Below are 17208 nucleotides of genomic sequence, written 5' to 3'. Positions count from 1 at the left end.
CCTGTAGGCGCAAGCTTGCTCGCGATGGGCGCTAACGAAGACGCGTGTTATCTGGATAAGCGCGACGATCGTGAGTCCATCGCGAGCAAGCTTGCTCCTACAGACAGCTGGACGCAGTCGCTACTCGGTGGGGGCTAATTGATCCAGCGCCCGATTCACCGCCAACTCGCCCAGCATGATGACTTGCGCAATCCCCAGCAGGGAGTTGCGGCATGTCCCGTCCAGTTGATCCGCCAGGTCCGTCGCCATGACATTGGCCGATGCCAGGGATTCACACGCATGGGCCAGCAGGGTTTCGGTATCGAGCTCCGGGTTGACGATAAACAGGGTGGTGGGTGTTCGCGGAGTGGCTTTGATGTGAGCGTTCTGGGCGGCAGGGTTGAAGTAGAAATCGAGGGCGCGATTGACAGCTTCGCGATGTGCTTCTGAATCGGGATTGTCTTGCGGCGATGCCGGATCGGTGTCCGGTGGATTGGGCGTTACTTTGAACATAAATAAAACTCCTTATGCTAACAACAAGGAGCCATCACCCTCGCTACCAAACGAGGGGTGGTGGCCATACGCAGGTTGGTAGACCGGGCACAAGGAAACCGGCGCGCCCGAAGGCGCCCTGTGCATGACCACCATAAATGCGAGACCAGAAGCCTCAAATGGCGATGCAATGCACCTTATGCAGCTCGGGCTACCAAACCCGATCACTGATTTTCAGCGACCGGAAAACGATAAAGCCCAAGATCAAGGCGCACAAGCCGGCGGATTCTGGCGCAAGCGTAGGCAATGGCGCAAGGCGTTGTAGCCTGCGCGAAGTAACACGAAGTGTTTTTAAACACGCGTGGTTAAACATGAGCAAGCACTGCTGAAAATCGCGGAAGCGCCAGACTGTGCTCGTGGCAGTTTGCAAAGGCAAAACCACTGAATGTGTGTTTGCCGAACGGTTACGACGTGTATCGAGTGATGGATCCAACAGGGGATCGTCACGTCAACACCCAATACCGGGCAAATGCCTGACCGTGGGCTATAACCAATGGGGGGAATCGCCGGGAAGTACGCCCATGAACATGCCCACACAATCGCTCCAGTCCGAAGAGGGCGATGTGCGCTTGAGCTCGCGAAAGCAACCGTTCAATCTGCTGCGCTGGTTTTCCCTCATCAGCATGGCGGTGATTGGTACGGTGGCGGTGGCGCTGGGGGCTGTGTCCACGCGATTTGTGATTACCGAGAGCGTGCAGCGCGATGCATTGCTGACCTCGCAGTTCATTCAGACGATTGCCTTGACCGAGGTGCGCCACGTATCCATTCCCAATGTGCGCAGCATGGGCGAGCTGCTGGACCCGCGCAAGGACAAGGATTTCCCCGACGTAGACCCGATGGCCCGCGCCAACGCCCGGGGCGAATTTCTCGACCACATCGAGCACTTGCCTGACGTGATCCTTGCCAACATCTACGCCCCCGACCGCATGGTGATCTGGTCGACCAACCCGGCATTGATGGGCACCACGATCCATGCCGACGAAGACCTTGAGCGCGCATTCGCCTCCAGGACGCCGGTGTCGACCAGTTATCACGACGTCGACAAGACACGCATGGAGCAAAAGTTCGTCTCGCCGCCGGAATTCATCTTCATCGAAAACTACATTCCGCTGTTCGATGCCGACGGCGAGCACGTCACGGCGATGGTCGAGATCTACAAGGAACCCGAGGACCTGATCAGCCGCATGGAGCGCGGTCTGGTGTTGATCTGGCTGGCTACCGCACTGGGCGGCGGGCTGATTTATCTGGGGCTGTACTGGATCGTGCGGCGTGCGGCGATCCTGTTGGCGGCGCAGCAAAAACAATTGATCACCAACGAAACCTTTGTCGCCCTGGGTGAGATGTCATCGGCGGTGGCCCACAGTTTGCGTAACCCGTTGGCGACCATTCGCTCCAGTGCCGAACTGGCGCTGGAGTTCGACAATGGCCCGGCGCACCAAAACATCAACGACATCATCGGTCAGGTCGATCGCATGTCGACGTGGGTCAGGGAATTGCTGCAATCCTTGCGCCCGCTCACCGATGAACCGGAACCGGTGAACCTGGTGGCGGCGGTGCACGACAGCCTCATGGCCTTCGAGCAGCAGATCGCCAAGGCCTGCGTTCAGGTGGTGTTCGAGCCGAAGGACACGCCCATGGTCCTGAGCCAGCAGATGCAGTTGACGCAGATACTCAACCGTCTGCTGGCCAACGCGCTGGAGGCCATGGACCAGGGCGGCACGCTCACCGTCATTCTGGAGCCGACGGATGCCCGAGACGTCAGCGTGGTGGTGAGCGATACCGGCAGAGGCATGAACGAGGAACAGCGCAGCATGGCTTTTCGGCCGTTTTTCACCACCAAGCAAGGCGGGCTCGGCGTCGGGCTCGTACTGGTCAAGCGGATTATGGAGCGCTGCGGCGGTACGGTGAGCCTGGACAGTCGCGAGGGCGAGGGCACAAGTGTTCGCCTGTCGTTCCAACGCAGTCCCTGAAATGGGGACGAACTTTCCCCGGTTGCGGGTGTCATTCCCCAGTCGTTTTTCGGGGAATGGCAAATTGATGTTGATAAGCCATTGTTTCCACGAGCATTAGTGCGTTTGTATAGGCTGTAGCAAGTCTGGCGAGCTCCTTGCAAAACCCCCATTACCCCCTTCACGACTTCGAGGCGGCTGGTGATGGACAGAAAAGCGCTGCACCCCTGCAAATGGTTTGGTCTCCTGACGCCCCTTAGCGTTTTTGTGGCCATGACGCTCGGCACAACGAGCCTGCGCGCCAGCCCGATCGACGACGAGGGGCAGCCGCCACCTTCCGACCCTTCGGCGTATCACGACGAGCCGGCTGACAAGGCAGGTGCCTTGAACGCCATTTTGACCATGCCCCCCGCCAACCTGGATGCCTTCGACTTGCCGGCTGGCGTCAAAGGCACCCGAGAGACCCCGCTCAAGGAAAACGTCCTTCCGCCGGCGATACAGACCAGCTTCAATTACCCTACCAACGGCAAACCCAGCCCGTTGTACGGTGCTCTGCCGTTCACTCAGCAACTGGTGCTGTTCGAAGAGTTCGGTCCGGAAAAACTCGACCCCACCACCCCGGCGGCGCAGTTGCCGTTTCCACCGGCCGCCATCGGCCCGCTGCCGCAACAGGATCCCACCAGCGTCGCTCGCAGCGCTCCGCCGAGTGCGGCGCTCGACGCTTTCATGCGCCAACCCGGACTGACCCCGTTTCCCAGCCATTATTCCAACGTGGTCGATCGCAACCCTTGGCAGAAGCAGATCGAATTTTTCCTCAACCGCCGTATCGGTTCGTCGGCTGAAGGCCGTCCACCAGGAAAAGGCTGGTCGCACCAGCGCTGGAACGAGTTTTACCCGCAGATCGCCTACAAGACTGTGCAATCCGGCGCACGGGTGAATACCGGGTTGCGTGACAGTCGTCAGATGCACCGCTATGCCATGGGCGAGTTTGGCCCCGGTGGCCTCTATTACAATGTGGCTGGCCTGCCGACGACCGTAGGCACCGCCAAAGGCGTCGATGCGCGTTTTCACCCGAAAATGCCGGTGCAGAACCACAAATCGGTCTGGACCTTCGACGGCACCTTGCCGCCAAAATTGCTCATGGTGCGTTACGGACAACCCGTGCTGATGCGCCATTACAACGCCTTGCCGATCGACCCGTCGGCGAACATGGGTTTTGGTCTGCACACCCTCAGCACCCACGAACACAATGGTCACCAACCGGCGGAAAGCGACGGTTATGCCAACGCATTTTTCTTCCCCGGGCAATTCTACGACTACCGCTGGCCGATCCAGTTGGCTGGCTACGACAGCATCAACACCACGGCTACAGACCCGCGTGCAGCTTTTCCGTGCTCGCCGGGCGAAACCCTGTGGACCAACGACCTCATCCCCAGCCGCAAGACCTGCGACAACGGCACGATCAAGATCCGTGGCGACTGGCGCGAAACCATGAGCACCCACTGGTTTCACGACCACATGCTCGATTTCACCGCGCAGAACGTCTACAAGGGTAACGCGGCGATGATGAACTACTACAGCGCCCTGGACCGTGGCAATGAAGCGGTGAATGACGGCGTCAACCTGCGTTTACCCAGTGGCAACGCCTTGCCTTGGGGCAACCGCGACTACGACGTCAACCTGCTGTTTGCCGATAAAGCGTGGGACAAGAACGGTCAACTGTGGTTTAACCCGTTCAATACCGACGGCTTCCTCGGTGATCAGGTGCTGGTCAACTGGCAGTGGAAACCGGTCCTGGATGTGCGCGCCCGCAGCTATCGGTTCCGCATGCTCAATGGCTCGGTATCGCGCTACTTCAAACTGGCGCTGGTGCGCGAGATCAAGGGCACCGGTGGCGAGTTCCCAGGGCCTGTCGGGTCAGGCTTGTCGTACGCCCGCGTGCCGTTCCACATGATTGCCAACGACGGCAACATCATGGAACACGCCGTGCCGTTCGACGGCACCATGGACCTGGATGCCGACGGCGATACTCAAAATCACAACGCGATCCTGCCAACCATGGGCATCGCCGAACGTTTCGACATCGTCGTCAACTTCTCGAAAAACGGGGTCAAGGCGGGCGACAAGCTGTTCTTCGTCAACCTGCTGGTGCACGAAGACGGCAAGGGCCCGGAAGAACCCGTCGCCCTGGCTGACGTGCTGTCCGAGAAGTACAAGGCCGTCATCAGGCAATCCAGCAAGGGGCCGAAGTGGGAGGACGGTGATCCGGCGATAGGCAAAGTGTTGCAATTCAACGTCAAGGCCTACACCGGCCAGGACCTGGCCATGGACCCGGCGGCCTATGAACCGGCCAAACCGGGCAAGGCTGAAGGCCTGGTGATGATCCCGCTGAAAATTCACCGCGATAATGTGGCCGACAAGGCGCTGCTGGCCAAGGCCCGTCATCGCACCTTCACCTTCGGTCGTTCCGACGGCACCGATTCGGCGCCGTGGACAATCAAGACCGACGGCGGTTTCGGTTTCAGAATGGACCCTCGTCGGCTGAACGTCTCGACCAAACTGGCCTCCGGCCCGACCGATGCCGGCGCCACGGGCTTCGGTACGCTGGAAGTGTGGAACATCAAGCTCGGCGGCGAAGGCTGGAGCCACCCGGTTCACGTGCACTTCGAGGAGGGGATCATCCTCAGTCGCGGCGGCAAGCTACCACCGGAATGGGAAAAATGGGCACGTAAGGACGTGTACCGCATCGGTCCGGAAAAGGACGGCCTGGACAGCGTCGAGATTGCGATCCACTTCCGCGAATTCGCCGGAACGTACATGGAGCACTGCCACAACACTCAACATGAGGACAACTCCATGTTGTTGCGTTGGGACGTTGAGAAACCGGGGCAACTGCAATTGATGCCGGTTCCGCTGCCGAGCTGGGATGGTGTGCGCTACGTGAACTCTGCTGCACTGCCAACCTTCCGCACTGGCGATGGCTACGGCCCACAAGTGGTGATCAAGCCATGATCCGCAGGGGAGCCGACATGACACTGCACACGCCGCGCTCCCGCGCACTGGGCATGCACCTGATTCTGGTACTGGTGACGTTTTTGCTGGCCAGCCAGGTGCTGCTCGCTCATGAAGGTGCACTGTCGCCGTCGCCGACGGAATCGGCGACACCCTGGGGGCGCGATTACTTTCCCAACACCTTGCTGACTGACCAGGACGGTCGGCAGGTGCGTTTTTTCGATGACATGATCAAAGGCAAAGTGGTGGTGATCAACTTCATCTTCACCACGTGCAGCGATTCCTGCCCGCTGGAAACCGCGCGCCTGCGCCAGGTGCAGCAGTTGTTGGGGCCCCGGGTCGGTCAGGATATTTTTTTCTATTCGATCAGCATCGACCCGTTGAGCGATACACCCGAGGTACTCAAGGCCTACGCGCAGCGCTTCAAAGTCGGACCGGGCTGGCAGTTCCTCACCGGGGAGTTCGAGGCCGTCACCGACCTGCGCAAAAAGCTCGGGCTGTTCATCGAGGGCGTCGACAACGGTCGCAGCAAGGACCACAACCTGAGCCTGATCGTCGGCAACCAGGGCACCGGTCGCTGGATGAAAGCCTCACCGTTCGAGAACCCATGGATCCTCGCCGATCAGTTGGCCAATACCTTGCAGAACTGGAAGCAACCCAGTGTTGAAGAAAATTATGCCGATGCGCCCGAGATCCGCCCGCCGAGCAACGGCGAAGAGTTGTTTCGCACCCGTTGCGCCTCGTGCCACAGCCTCGGGCCGCAAGACGGGCAGGGCATCGGCATGCGCGCCATCGGTCCGGACCTGATCGGCGTAACCCGCGTGCGCGATCCCGCCTGGCTCAATCGCTGGATCCGCGAACCGGATCGCATGCTGGCCGAAAAAGACCCGATCGCGCTGGAACTGTTTCAACGCTTCGACAAAATCCCGATGCCAAACCTGCGCCTTGATGAGAAAGCGGCGCAGTCCATCATAGATTTTTTGCAGGAGGAAACCGATCGTCAGCAATCGTTGCAAGCGGCGCAGGTGCCATAGCGGCGAATTACTATCATTGAACCGCCGACTCGATCAATGACACCTACACTGATGCGAAACGCCACTGAATAGGCTTCAAGCCAGTACCGAATTCAGGACCCACCATGCAGATACTCGAACAACAAAAAGTACCTGCTCCGTCGAACCTTCCGGCGGGGGAATGCACGAGCTGGCGTGGCGAATTCAATCTGCTGCGCTGGTTTTCCTTTGCCAGTTTTTTGATCATTGCCGCCGTGGCGGCGGGGCTGGGGTACATCTCCACCCGTTTCGTGGTGGAGGAGAGCATCGAACGCGATTCCATGCTGACCGCGCAATTTATCCAGGCCATCGGTGCTGCCGAAATTCGCCACGCATCGATTTCCCCGGAAAGAACCATGGGCGAAATGCTCGATTCTCGCCTGGATAACGCCCATCCCGACGTGAATCCGGGCGCACGTGCTGCGGCGCGCATCGAGTTTCTCGATCATGTGGCGAACCTGCCGGACCTGCTGTTGGCCACGGTGTATGCCCAGGATCGCACCGTGGTCTGGTCGACCAACCCGGAGCTGATCGGCGTACGCATCGAAGACGACGATGAACTGGACGAGTCTTTCGAAATGAAGGAACCCGTTTCCACCAGCTACCACGAAGTCGATGAAGAACGTCCCGAACAAAAACTGTTGCACGAGCCCCAGTACCTGTTCGTTGAAAACTACATCCCGATGTTCAACGCCGACAAAAGCAAAGTCATCGCCATGGTCGAGGTCTACAAGGAGCCTACTGATCTGGTTGAACGTATCCAGCGCGGTTTCAAGGCCATCTGGCTGGCCACCGTGCTCGGTGGTGCCGCCATCTACTTGGGGCTGTTCTGGATTGTGCGGCGTGCGGCGAAGCTGATCGAGAGCCAGCAGAAACAGCTGATTGCCAACGAAACCTTCGTCGCGCTGGGGGAAATGTCTTCGGCCGTAGCCCACAGTTTGCGCAACCCGCTGGCGAACATTCGCTCCAGCGCTGAACTGGCCCAGGAAATCGCCAGTCAGAGCGCGCAGAAGAACATTGGCGACATCATCAACCAGGTCGATCGCATGTCGCGCTGGGTTCGCGAGTTGCTGGTGTCGTTGCGGCCGGTGAATGACGACTACGAAACGGTAGACCTGGTGTTGGCCATCGACGACACCCTGAGTGCCTTTGACGCGCTGATCAAGCGCTCCGGTGTCGAAGTCCGATTCACACCGCAGGTTTGCCCACCGGTCGTCAGCCAACAGGTGCTGCTCACGCAAATTCTCAATAGCCTGTTCGCCAATGCCCTGGAAGCCATGCCCAAGGGCGGCGTGCTGAGCATCGATATCGAGTCGCCGCAGTCCGGACTCTTGCGCATGACCCTGAGCGATACCGGCAAGGGCATGACCAAACAGCAACAACAAATGGTTTTCAAACCGTTTTTCACCACCAAGCAAGGCGGGTTGGGTGTGGGCCTGGCCCTGGTCAAAAGAATAATGGAGCGTTTTGAAGGTTCGGTCGAACTGACCAGCCAGGAGCAGGAAGGAACCCGCGTTTGTCTGAACTTCAAAGTGGCAACGGGAGGGGAATATGGGGTACAGCATTCTGCTGGTCGAGGATGACGAAATCCTCGCCGGGAATCTTCAGACCTACCTGGAACGCAAAGACTTCGAGGTGACGGTCTGCCACTCGGCTGAAGATGCGCTGAAGCAAATGAACACGTTTGCCCCGGACGTCGTACTGACCGACAACTCGTTGCCGGGCATGAGCGGTCACGATCTGATCCAGAAGCTGCGTATCAGCGCACCGGATCTGAAAGTGATCATGATGACCGGCTACGGCAATGTCGAAGACGCCGTGGTGGCGATGAAAGAAGGCGCGTTCCATTACGTCACCAAACCGGTGGCGCTGCCGGAACTGAAGCTGTTGCTGGATAAGGCCCTGGCCACCGAGCGGATGGAGCGCACGCTGTCGTTCTATCAGGAACGCGAAGCGCAGAAGTCAGGGGTGCAGGCGTTGATCGGCGAATCGGGGCCCATGGTCTTCCTGAAAAACACCATCGGCCAGTTGCTCGACGCGGAGCGCCGGATGGCCAACGCCGATTTGCCGCCGGTGCTGGTGGAAGGCGAGACGGGCACCGGCAAGGAACTGGTGGCCCGCGCGCTGCATTTCGACGGCCCGCGCAGCAAGGGCCCGTTCATTGAATTCAACTGCGCGTCGATTCCCTCCAATCTGGTGGAGTCGGAGCTGTTCGGCCACGAGAAGGGGGCATTCACCGACGCCAAGGACCGTCGCGTCGGCCTTGTGGAAGCGGCGGATGGCGGCACCTTGTTTCTCGATGAAGTCGGGGAAATGGACCTGCTGCTGCAAGCCAAACTGCTGAAGCTGCTGGAAGACCGGACCATTCGCCGGGTCGGTTCGGTGAAGGAGCGCAAGGTTGATTTGCGGGTGATCAGCGCAACCAATTGCAACCTCGAACAAATGGTCCAGCAGGGCAAGTTCCGCCGCGACCTGTTCTTCCGTTTGCGTATCATTTCGATCAAGGTGCCGCGCCTTTATACCCGTGGCGAAGACGTCCTGTTGCTGGCCCGGCACTTCCTCGCCATCCACGGCAAACGCTATGGCAAACCGAACCTGCATTTCAGCGAACAGGCCGAAGAATTGCTCATGAGCTACAGCTGGCCGGGCAACGTGCGCGAGTTGCGCAACATGCTCGAACAAACCGTGCTGCTGGCCCAGTACGACACCATCGCCGCGCACCAGTTGAACGTCTGCCTGAGCCTGGTGGACGAGCCGGTGGCGATGCCCGAGGCGCCCCATAACGAAGTGCGCCCGGCGTACAACGGCAACGAGTCGATGAACCTGCCGGAGGTCGAGCGCGACATGGTGCGCAAGATGCTCGACAAGACCGACTGGAACGTCACCAAGTCCGCGCGTCTGCTGGGTTTGAGCCGCGACATGCTGCGTTACCGGATCGAAAAACTCGGCCTCGCCCGCCCGGACAAGCGTCAGTGGTAGACGGGCGTCGCCTGGCCCTGCCGACTGAGGCAGGCCAGCAGGCAGGTCGGGTCGACGACTTCTTCGTTCACGTAGACGCCGAGTTCCGGGTCATAGGAGCGGATGAACACCCGGACGGTGGCATCCGCGACGGTCGGCAACCGTGAATCGGAGAACACGTGCTCGCTGGAGATCGGGATGAAATCCTGCGGCGCCGTGGGAATGTACGAGCGCGGTGGCACCGTGCTCAACGTCGGCGGAACGGGGTGGGCGAACGGCTGGTTTTCGCCGTAATAGTTGAACTCGCTGCTGTACCCGGACGGCGGCGTCAGGTTGTCATCCGCGTGAACCCCCGTGGTGGCGGTCAGGCAGAAGATGAACAACAGCATCAAATCGGTGTGTTTCATGGCAGCACCTGCGAAATCGGTTGTCCCGCAATTCCCCAAGGCCATTAACTATAGCTGCCGTACGGGGGCGTTGCCGGCTTACAACATTCCAACAAACGCTACATGGGTTTTTCAAAAACGCTGATCTAGACTCGGGCCGGTCTGATAAACCCGAGTTCTGGAGCGTGCAATGGAAATGCTGACCAAAGAAAAAGCCATCGCCAGCAACCGCGATGCGTGGAATGACTCCGCCCGACACCACAAAGACAATCCCGAATGGCCGTCCCTGTTGAAGGCCGTGGCACTGGGCGATTTCTGCTGCATCGACGACACGTTGCGCGGCGTGCTGGAGCAGGTCGGTGTCGATGGCAAAGACGTGGTGCAACTGGGCTGCAACAACGGCCGCGAAAGTCTTGCACTGTTTGCGCTCGGTGCCCGCAGCGTCGTCGGCGTTGACCAGTCCGCAGCGTTTCTCGACCAAGCGCGGGAACTGGCTTCCCGCTCGCCGCACGCGCCTGAATTCGTCGAGGCCGACATTCATCACCTGCCGAGTGAACTGCACCACCGGTTCGATGTGGCCCTGATCACCATCGGCGTATTGGGCTGGATGCCGGACATTGGCGAATTCTTCCGCCACGTCGCCCGCACCCTCAAGCCCGGCGGGGCGTTGGTGGTGTACGAAACCCACCCGTTCCTGGAAATGTTCGACCCCGAATCAGACGATCCCTTTCGCCCGGTCACTTCGTACTTCCGCCGCGAACCTTTCGTGCAGGACCAGCCGATCGTCTACGAAGGCAAGGTCGAACAGCAGGCCGCGACGTCCTACTGGTTCGTCCACACCCTCAGCGAGATGTTTACCGGCGCCATCGAGGCGGGGTTGCAGATCAGCCACTTCAAGGAATATCCGCATTCCAATCGGGAGGAGATTTATGATCAGTATCAGCAGCGAGAGGCGCAGTTGCCGTTGTGTTTTACGTGGGTGGGGGTGAAGTGCTGAGTTTTTGAGCCGAAAATGAGTTGCCCCTATCGCGAGCAGGCTCGCTCCCACCTTGATCTTTGGCGCAACGAAGATCCAATGTGGGAGCGAGCCTGCTCGCGATGGGGCCCTTACAGCCTGTGCAAACCTGAAATTTGTCCCAACTCCACTTCCGCGGCCGCTATTCTTTGCCCACGCCCCTCAAACAGGTTCACCCATGCTTTCGGTCCAAGGCGTTTTCAAAAGCTACGCCACTCCGCAAGGTCCGCTTTCGGTGTTGCAAGGTGTCGACCTGACGCTGAAATCCGGCAGCAGCCTGGCGCTGATGGGCGAGTCGGGCAGCGGCAAAAGCACCTTGCTGCATTTGATCGCCGGGCTGGACAAGGTCGATAGCGGCAGTATCCGCAGTGGTGAACATCAGCTAGAACGGATGAATGAAGGGCAACTGGCGAACTGGCGACGCACCGAAATCGGCCTGGTGTTCCAGCAGTTCAACCTGATCGGCAGTTTGCGCGTGGAGGACAATCTGGCGTTCCAGGCGCGGCTGGCGGGGCGGCATGATGCGCGCTGGCAGGCGCATCTGGTCAAGCGTCTGGGCCTGGGCGATGTGTTGCGGCGTTATCCCGAGCAGTTGTCCGGCGGCCAGCAACAGCGAGTCGCGCTGGGCCGGGCGCTGGCATCGCAACCCAAATTGCTGCTGGCCGATGAACCCACCGGCAGCCTCGATGAAGCCACCAGCGATGAAGTGCTGAAGTTGTTGCTGGAACTGCTCGACGACAGTCCGACGACGTTGTTGATGGTCACCCACAGCCCGAGAGTGGCCGCGCGGCTGGCTGAAAAAGTGGTGCTGCACCGTGGCCGTCTGGCTGGCGCGGACGAGCACTGAGGTGAGGGTCTTTCGCGAGACGTTGCGGGCGCTGCTCAGCCATTGGCGGCAGCACCCGGTGCAGTTTTTCAGTGTGCTGACCGGGCTGTGGCTGGCCACCAGCCTGCTGACCGGTGTGCAGGCGCTCAACAGTCAGGCGCGGGAAAGTTACGCGCGAGCCAGTCAGTTGATCGGCGGTGAGCCGCAGGCCAGCCTCAGCGCACCCGGTGGCGGGACTTTTTCTCAGTCATTGTTTATCGAACTGCGCCGCGCCGGTTGGCCGGTGTCGCCGGTGCTGCAAGGGCGGGTGACGCTCAAGGGCCATGAAGACCAGCGCTTGCAACTGATGGGCATCGAGCCGGTGTCGCTGCCGGCCGGGTCAGCGGTGGCCGGGCGGGCATTGGACATTGAGCAGATCGTCCGGTTTTTCAGCCCGCCGGGCAGCACCTGGATTTCGCCGCAGACGTTGCAAGCGTTGGGCATGCGCGAAGGCGAGCAGCCGTTGACGTTGAGCGGTGCCGCCTTGCCGCCGCTGCATGTACAAACCGACATGGCCCCCGGCGTGTTGCTGGTGGATATCGGCTTCGCCCAGCAGATTCTGGGGCTGCCGGAGCAACTGTCTCGTCTGCTGCTGCCCAAGGATTTCACCGCCACCTTGCCGGATCAGTTCAAAAGCCAGCTCCAACTCAAAAGCAGCGGCGAAGAAAACAACCTCTCGCGCCTCACCGAAAGTTTTCATCTGAACCTCGATGCCTTGGGTTTTCTGTCTTTCGTGGTCGGCCTGTTCATCGTTCACGCGGCCATCGGGCTGGCGCTGGAACAACGCCGAGGGCTGCTGCGAACCTTGCGCGCCTGTGGTGTCAGCGCACGGATGTTGATCGCTTGCCTCGCCGTTGAACTGGGCGGCCTGGCACTGATCGGCGGCCTCGCCGGCGTTGCCAGCGGCTACCTGCTGGCCAGCGTGCTGCTGCCGGATGTCGCTGCGAGTTTGCGCGGTTTGTACGGTGCCGAAGTGGCGGGGCAGTTAAGCCTCAGTCCATGGTGGTGGCTCAGTGGCGTCGGCTTGAGCCTGTTCGGCGCGTTGTTGGCCGGTGCCAACAGTTTGTTGCGGGCGGCGCGTCTGCCGTTGCTGGCCCTGGCCGATCCGCAAGCCTGGCATCAGGCTCACGCACGCTGGTTGCGGCGCCAGGCGTGGGTCGCGGCGATTGCCGGCGTGATCGCGTTACTGGCGCTGATCCGGGGCGACAGCCTCGCCAGTGGATTTGTGCTGATGGCGGCATTGTTGATCGGTGCCGCACTGGCGCTGCCGGTGGTGCTCAACAGCGTGCTGAACCTGACGCTGCAGCGCAGCCGCTCGGTGCTCGGCCAATGGTTTCTCGCCGATTGCCGCCAGCAACTGCCGGCCCTGAGCCTGGCGCTGATGGCGCTGCTGTTGGCATTGGCGGCGAACATCGGCGCCGGCAGCATGACCGCCGGTTTCCGCCAGACCTTCAGCAACTGGCTCGAACAACGCCTGACTGCCGAGCTGTACGTGAACCCGCAAAATCCGGCCCAGGCCCGAGAACTGCAGAGTTGGCTCAAACAGCAACCCTCCCTCAGCGCGGTGCTGCCCAACTGGCAGGTGTCGATCCAGTTGCAAGGCTGGCCGGCGGACGTGTTCGGCGTGATCGATCACCCGACCTATCGCCAGCACTGGCCGCTGTTGGAGGCCTTGGGCGACAACCCGTGGGACCGGCTGGCCAAGGACGACGCCTTGATGCTCAGCGAACAACTGGCGCGGCGGTTGAAAGTGCATCTGGGCGACCACCTGACGATTCCCACACCGGCGGGCCCCTGGTCGCCGCGAATCGTCGGGATCTACGCCGATTACGGCAACCCCAAGGGCCACCTCCTGGTCAACGTCAATCACCTGCTGCGCGGCTGGCCGCAACTGACGCCGAACCGTTTCAACCTGCGCATCGACCCGCCGTTGATTGCGCCGTTCCTGCAAACCCTGCAAGCGCGCTTCGCCCTCGATGACAGTCGCATCGTCGATCAGGCCCGGCTCAAGGGCTGGTCCACGCAAGTGTTCGAACGCACCTTCGCCGCCACTGCCGCGCTGAACAGCCTGACCCTCGCAGTTGCGGGCGTGGCGCTGTTCATCAGCCTGCTGACCCAGAGTCAGAGCCGCCTCGGACAACTCGCGCCCCTGTGGGCGCTGGGCGTGACGCGCCGGCAATTGATGCTGCTCAACCTCGGGCAAACCTGGCTGCTGGCAGTGCTGACGCTGATGTTGGCGTTGCCGTTGGGCATCGCGCTGGCGTGGTGCCTGGACACGGTGATCAACGTTCAGGCGTTCGGCTGGCGCCTGCCGTTGCGGGTCTTTCCGTTGCAGCTGTTGCAGTTGATGGGGCTGGCGTTGTTCGCGACCTTGCTGGCGTCGGCGTGGCCGCTGTACGCGCTGTATCGCTCGCAACCGGCGGACCTGCTGAGGACGTTTGCTCATGAGGATTAAGCTCGGCGCGTTGTTGCTGGCACTTTTTTTGAGCGGCTGCGATGACACGGCGCCGGTTGAAAAAGGCTTCGCCGGGCTCGGAGGTGAAGCCGCCGCGTTCACACCGGTAGTGCCCGGCCGGGTGTTCAGCTTCCCGACGGATCACGGTCCCCACGATGGCTTTCGGATCGAGTGGTGGTACGTCACGGCTAACCTCAAGGACGATCAGGGCCGCGAGTTCGGCGTGCAATGGACGCTGTTTCGCAGTGCGTTGAAAGCCGCGCCCGAGGTGGCGGGGTGGGGCAATCAGGTGATCTGGTTGGGGCATGCTGCGGTGACGTCTGCCACGGTGCATCATGCTGCCGAGCGCTATTCCCGGGGCGGCGTTGGTCAGGCGGGGGTGAGTCTTGACCCGTTCAATGCGTGGATCGACGACTGGCGATTCAGCAGCCAGGGCGCCGATCCTCTGGCGGAGCTTCAACTCAGTGCCCGCGACAAGGCGTTCAGCTACCAGCTGCGGCTGACGTCCACGCGTCCACTGGTGCTTCAGGGCGACAAGGGTTTCAGTCAGAAATCCGAACAGGGCCAGGCGTCGTACTACTACAGCCAGCCGTTTTTCCAGGCCCGCGGCACGTTGGATATCGACGGCAAGGCCTATCAGGTCAGCGGTCCAGCCTGGCTTGACCGCGAGTGGAGCAGCCAGCCACTGACCGCCAATCAGACAGGTTGGGACTGGTTTTCCCTGCACCTGGACAGCGGCGAACAGGTCATGCTGTACCGCATGCGGCAGAAAAACGGCGAGCCGTATCTCACCGGCACCTGGATCGACGCGCAGGGCCAGACTCAGTTATTGCACGCCGCCGACATCACCCTCACACCACAAGACACCGCGACAGTTGCCGGTCGTTCGATGCCGGTTCGCTGGTCAATCAAAATCCCCGCCAAGCACCTCGACATCACCCTCGATGCCCTCAATCGCAATGCCTGGATGAGTTTGCGCATTCCATACTGGGAAGGCCCCGTGCGCCTGAGCGGCAGTCACGCGGGGCAGGGCTATCTGGAAATGACCGGGTATTGAGCCGCAGCTCTCGACAGCGCGTGCCTCGAAATACCGCGTCCACCCGTGCAAGAGACGGCGGACAATCGCTGAACAGCGTCTATGCTCAGTGGCACAGACGGCGCCGAACCTCGATTCAGAGCCGTCTGCTGCCATCCACCACAGGGAATGTTCCGCTTATGAAACTTCATGCTCTGACCAAAGCCATCACCCTCGCCACCGTGCTGTCCACTGTCAGCTTCAGCGCCGTGGCAGCGGACATTCCGTTGTCTGCCGTCGTTGAAGCCGATCAAGTCACGACCAAAGTCCTGGCCGTAGACGCCGCCAACCATCAAGTCGTCCTTGAAGGTGCTGAAGGCCGTGAGGTGAATGTACAACTGAGCGACAAGGCCAAGAATCTGGGTAACCTGAAGGTCGGTGATAAGGTCACTGTCGAGGTTATCCGCTCGGTTGCCGCTTACCTCGACACCGATGTCGACAAAGGTCTGCCGGGCTCTACCGAACGCACCGGAGAAATCCGCGCCACCAAAGACGACCCCAACCCTGGGGGTGAAGCCTTCCGTCAGGTGCAGGTACAACTGCAAATCACCAAAATTGATGTGGCGAAAAATCAGGTGACCTTCAAGGGGCCCCGCGGACACTCGAAAACCATCAACGTTGAAAAACCTGAAGTTCAGAAAAAACTGAAAGACTTGAAAGTAGGGCAGAGCGTCGTCGTGACCTATACCGATGTATTGAAAGTGACCACTCAACACTAAAGTTGAGTCTTGGCTCTACAGCTTGATCATTCCTGTACAGTTTCTTGTATAGGAATGATCAGAATTAATGGTCTAACTGGTGGGTTTAAAAAGTTGTCGGCGTGATATTGCAATCGACATTTTGTTAAACATTGTGTACACAAATTTCATGTTTATGCACACGGACATATCCGCCAACTTCTATTAAAATCCCTCCCGTTCGCCCAGTGTCAGGGCTCTTTACCAGTGCATGGATTGCCGAGGCCATTACACTGGGCGAACACCTTCTTCAAGTGCAATATGCACTGCATAAATCCGATAGGATGCCCAGCATTTCTTATAAAGGATGAAAACGGCAGCCGCCGTTCTGACACGGATGAAACCTCTCTCCCTTTATCACCCGGCCCTCTACTGGCTGCGCGTGTGGCAAAAAAGACTGTTCCGCCAACTGGCATGGCGCTTCTCCCGCAAACGTTACGCTCGCCCGAAAGACACCTTTGAGCGCTTGCCGTACCGATACCTCAAACACACCTCCAAACTGATCCGCAAACTCGGCAACTCCGATGTGCAGCTGCAACACAACAAAGTCGTGAACCTGAAATTGGCGGTGGCTTCAATAGACGGCGTGGTCATTGGCCCCGGTGAATACTTTTCCTTCTGCCGTCTGGTCGGCCGACCGACCCGAAAACGCGGTTACGTCGAAGGCATGGAACTGTCCTTTGGTGAAGCACGCAGCGGCGTCGGTGGCGGGATTTGCCAACTAAGCAACCTGATCCACTGGATGGCGATTCACTCCCCGCTGCTGGTAGTCGAACGATCGAATCACAGCTTCGACCCATTTCCTGACGAGGGGCGCGTGCTGCCATTCGGTTCCGGGGCGGCGATCTTTTACAACTACATCGACCTGGTGCTGCACAACCCGACAGATCGGCACTTTCAGTTGAAGTTGAAAGTGGCTGAGCAGCAGTTGGAGGGGGAGTTGTTGTGTGACCAGGTCCGGGCGTTTCGGTATCACGTTTATCAACGGGAACACCGGTTTGTGCGTGAATGCGGGCGGGTGTTTCGGGAGAATGAAATCTGGCGGGATGTGAGGAGCAAGGGGCAGGAGAGTCGGGTGTTGGAGAGTGCGCGGCTTTATAAGAATCGGGTGGTGGTCAAGTATGAGGTTGAAGAGAGTTTATTGGCTGAACGTGCATAAAAAACGGGCGATAA

Annotated in this window: 14 protein-coding genes; 12 read left to right on the top strand and 2 right to left on the bottom strand. The window is 59.9% G+C overall.

The window, feature by feature from the left end; genetic code table 11:
* Window positions 1-120: 120 nt before the first annotated feature.
* Complete coding sequence (locus KGA97_RS07555) at window positions 121-492, bottom strand: DUF6124 family protein (protein ID WP_008034164.1); 372 nt, start codon at window positions 490-492, stop codon at window positions 121-123.
* A 124-nt stretch (window positions 493-616) separates the two neighbouring features.
* On the opposite strand from KGA97_RS07555, the gene KGA97_RS07550 reads away from it, so the two are divergent.
* The 6 genes from KGA97_RS07550 to KGA97_RS07525 all read left to right on the top strand — a co-directional run bounded on the left by KGA97_RS07550 (window position 617) and on the right by KGA97_RS07525 (window position 9523).
* On the top strand, window positions 617-796 hold the full coding sequence (locus KGA97_RS07550) for a hypothetical protein (RefSeq protein WP_157222791.1): 180 nt from the start codon (window positions 617-619) through the stop codon (window positions 794-796).
* A gap of 256 nt (window positions 797-1052) precedes the next feature.
* Complete coding sequence (locus KGA97_RS07545) at window positions 1053-2501, top strand: sensor histidine kinase (protein WP_223480510.1); 1449 nt, start codon at window positions 1053-1055, stop codon at window positions 2499-2501.
* Window positions 2502-2684: 183 nt separating this feature from the next.
* The gene (locus KGA97_RS07540; protein ID WP_223480509.1) at window positions 2685-5492 is read left to right on the top strand and encodes a multicopper oxidase domain-containing protein; all 2808 of its coding nucleotides are present in this window, start codon (window positions 2685-2687) and stop codon (window positions 5490-5492) included.
* Between the two features lie 17 nt (window positions 5493-5509).
* Entirely contained in the window at window positions 5510-6526 is a 1017-nt protein-coding gene (locus tag KGA97_RS07535) for an SCO family protein (RefSeq protein WP_008043625.1), read from the top strand.
* 104 nt (window positions 6527-6630) lie between these two features.
* The gene (locus KGA97_RS07530) at window positions 6631-8127 is read left to right on the top strand and encodes a sensor histidine kinase (RefSeq protein ID WP_008034155.1); all 1497 of its coding nucleotides are present in this window, start codon (window positions 6631-6633) and stop codon (window positions 8125-8127) included.
* A complete protein-coding gene (locus KGA97_RS07525; protein ID WP_207286177.1) occupies window positions 8096-9523 on the top strand; it encodes a sigma-54-dependent transcriptional regulator in 1428 nt (475 codons plus the stop codon). The genes KGA97_RS07530 and KGA97_RS07525 overlap by 32 nt, the downstream gene beginning before the upstream one ends.
* Here KGA97_RS07525 and KGA97_RS07520 read toward each other — a convergent pair.
* Complete coding sequence (locus KGA97_RS07520; RefSeq protein WP_223480508.1) at window positions 9514-9909, bottom strand: hypothetical protein; 396 nt, start codon at window positions 9907-9909, stop codon at window positions 9514-9516. The two genes, KGA97_RS07525 and KGA97_RS07520, sit on opposite strands and share 10 nt — an antisense overlap.
* A gap of 169 nt (window positions 9910-10078) precedes the next feature.
* Between KGA97_RS07520 and KGA97_RS07515 the strand changes: the two genes are divergently transcribed.
* The 6 genes from KGA97_RS07515 to KGA97_RS07490 all read left to right on the top strand — a co-directional run bounded on the left by KGA97_RS07515 (window position 10079) and on the right by KGA97_RS07490 (window position 17194).
* Complete coding sequence (locus KGA97_RS07515) at window positions 10079-10885, top strand: class I SAM-dependent methyltransferase (protein WP_223480507.1); 807 nt, start codon at window positions 10079-10081, stop codon at window positions 10883-10885.
* Between the two features lie 196 nt (window positions 10886-11081).
* Entirely contained in the window at window positions 11082-11750 is a 669-nt protein-coding gene (locus tag KGA97_RS07510; protein WP_008043609.1) for an ABC transporter ATP-binding protein, read from the top strand.
* A gap of 1 nt (window position 11751) precedes the next feature.
* Window positions 11752-14223 carry an ABC transporter permease gene (locus KGA97_RS07505; RefSeq protein WP_223480506.1) on the top strand — a complete coding sequence of 824 codons (2472 nt, stop codon included), beginning with the start codon at window positions 11752-11754 and terminating at the stop codon, window positions 14221-14223.
* Window positions 14213-15280, top strand: a complete 1068-nt coding sequence (locus KGA97_RS07500) for a lipocalin-like domain-containing protein (RefSeq protein WP_223480505.1) — start codon at window positions 14213-14215, stop codon at window positions 15278-15280. Before KGA97_RS07505 ends, KGA97_RS07500 begins: the two co-directional genes overlap by 11 nt.
* A gap of 158 nt (window positions 15281-15438) precedes the next feature.
* Window positions 15439-16017 carry a hypothetical protein gene (locus KGA97_RS07495; protein ID WP_008043603.1) on the top strand — a complete coding sequence of 193 codons (579 nt, stop codon included), beginning with the start codon at window positions 15439-15441 and terminating at the stop codon, window positions 16015-16017.
* A 355-nt stretch (window positions 16018-16372) separates the two neighbouring features.
* A complete protein-coding gene (locus KGA97_RS07490) occupies window positions 16373-17194 on the top strand; it encodes a VanW family protein (RefSeq protein WP_223480504.1) in 822 nt (273 codons plus the stop codon).
* The last annotated feature ends 14 nt before the right edge of the window (window positions 17195-17208 follow it).

The organism is Pseudomonas sp. BF-B-15 (assembly GCF_019946675.1).
GTDB lineage: Bacteria > Pseudomonadota > Gammaproteobacteria > Pseudomonadales > Pseudomonadaceae > Aquipseudomonas > Aquipseudomonas migulae.
The sequence above is the reverse complement of the archived record's forward strand: the minus strand, read 5'-3'. Positions and strand labels throughout refer to the sequence as shown.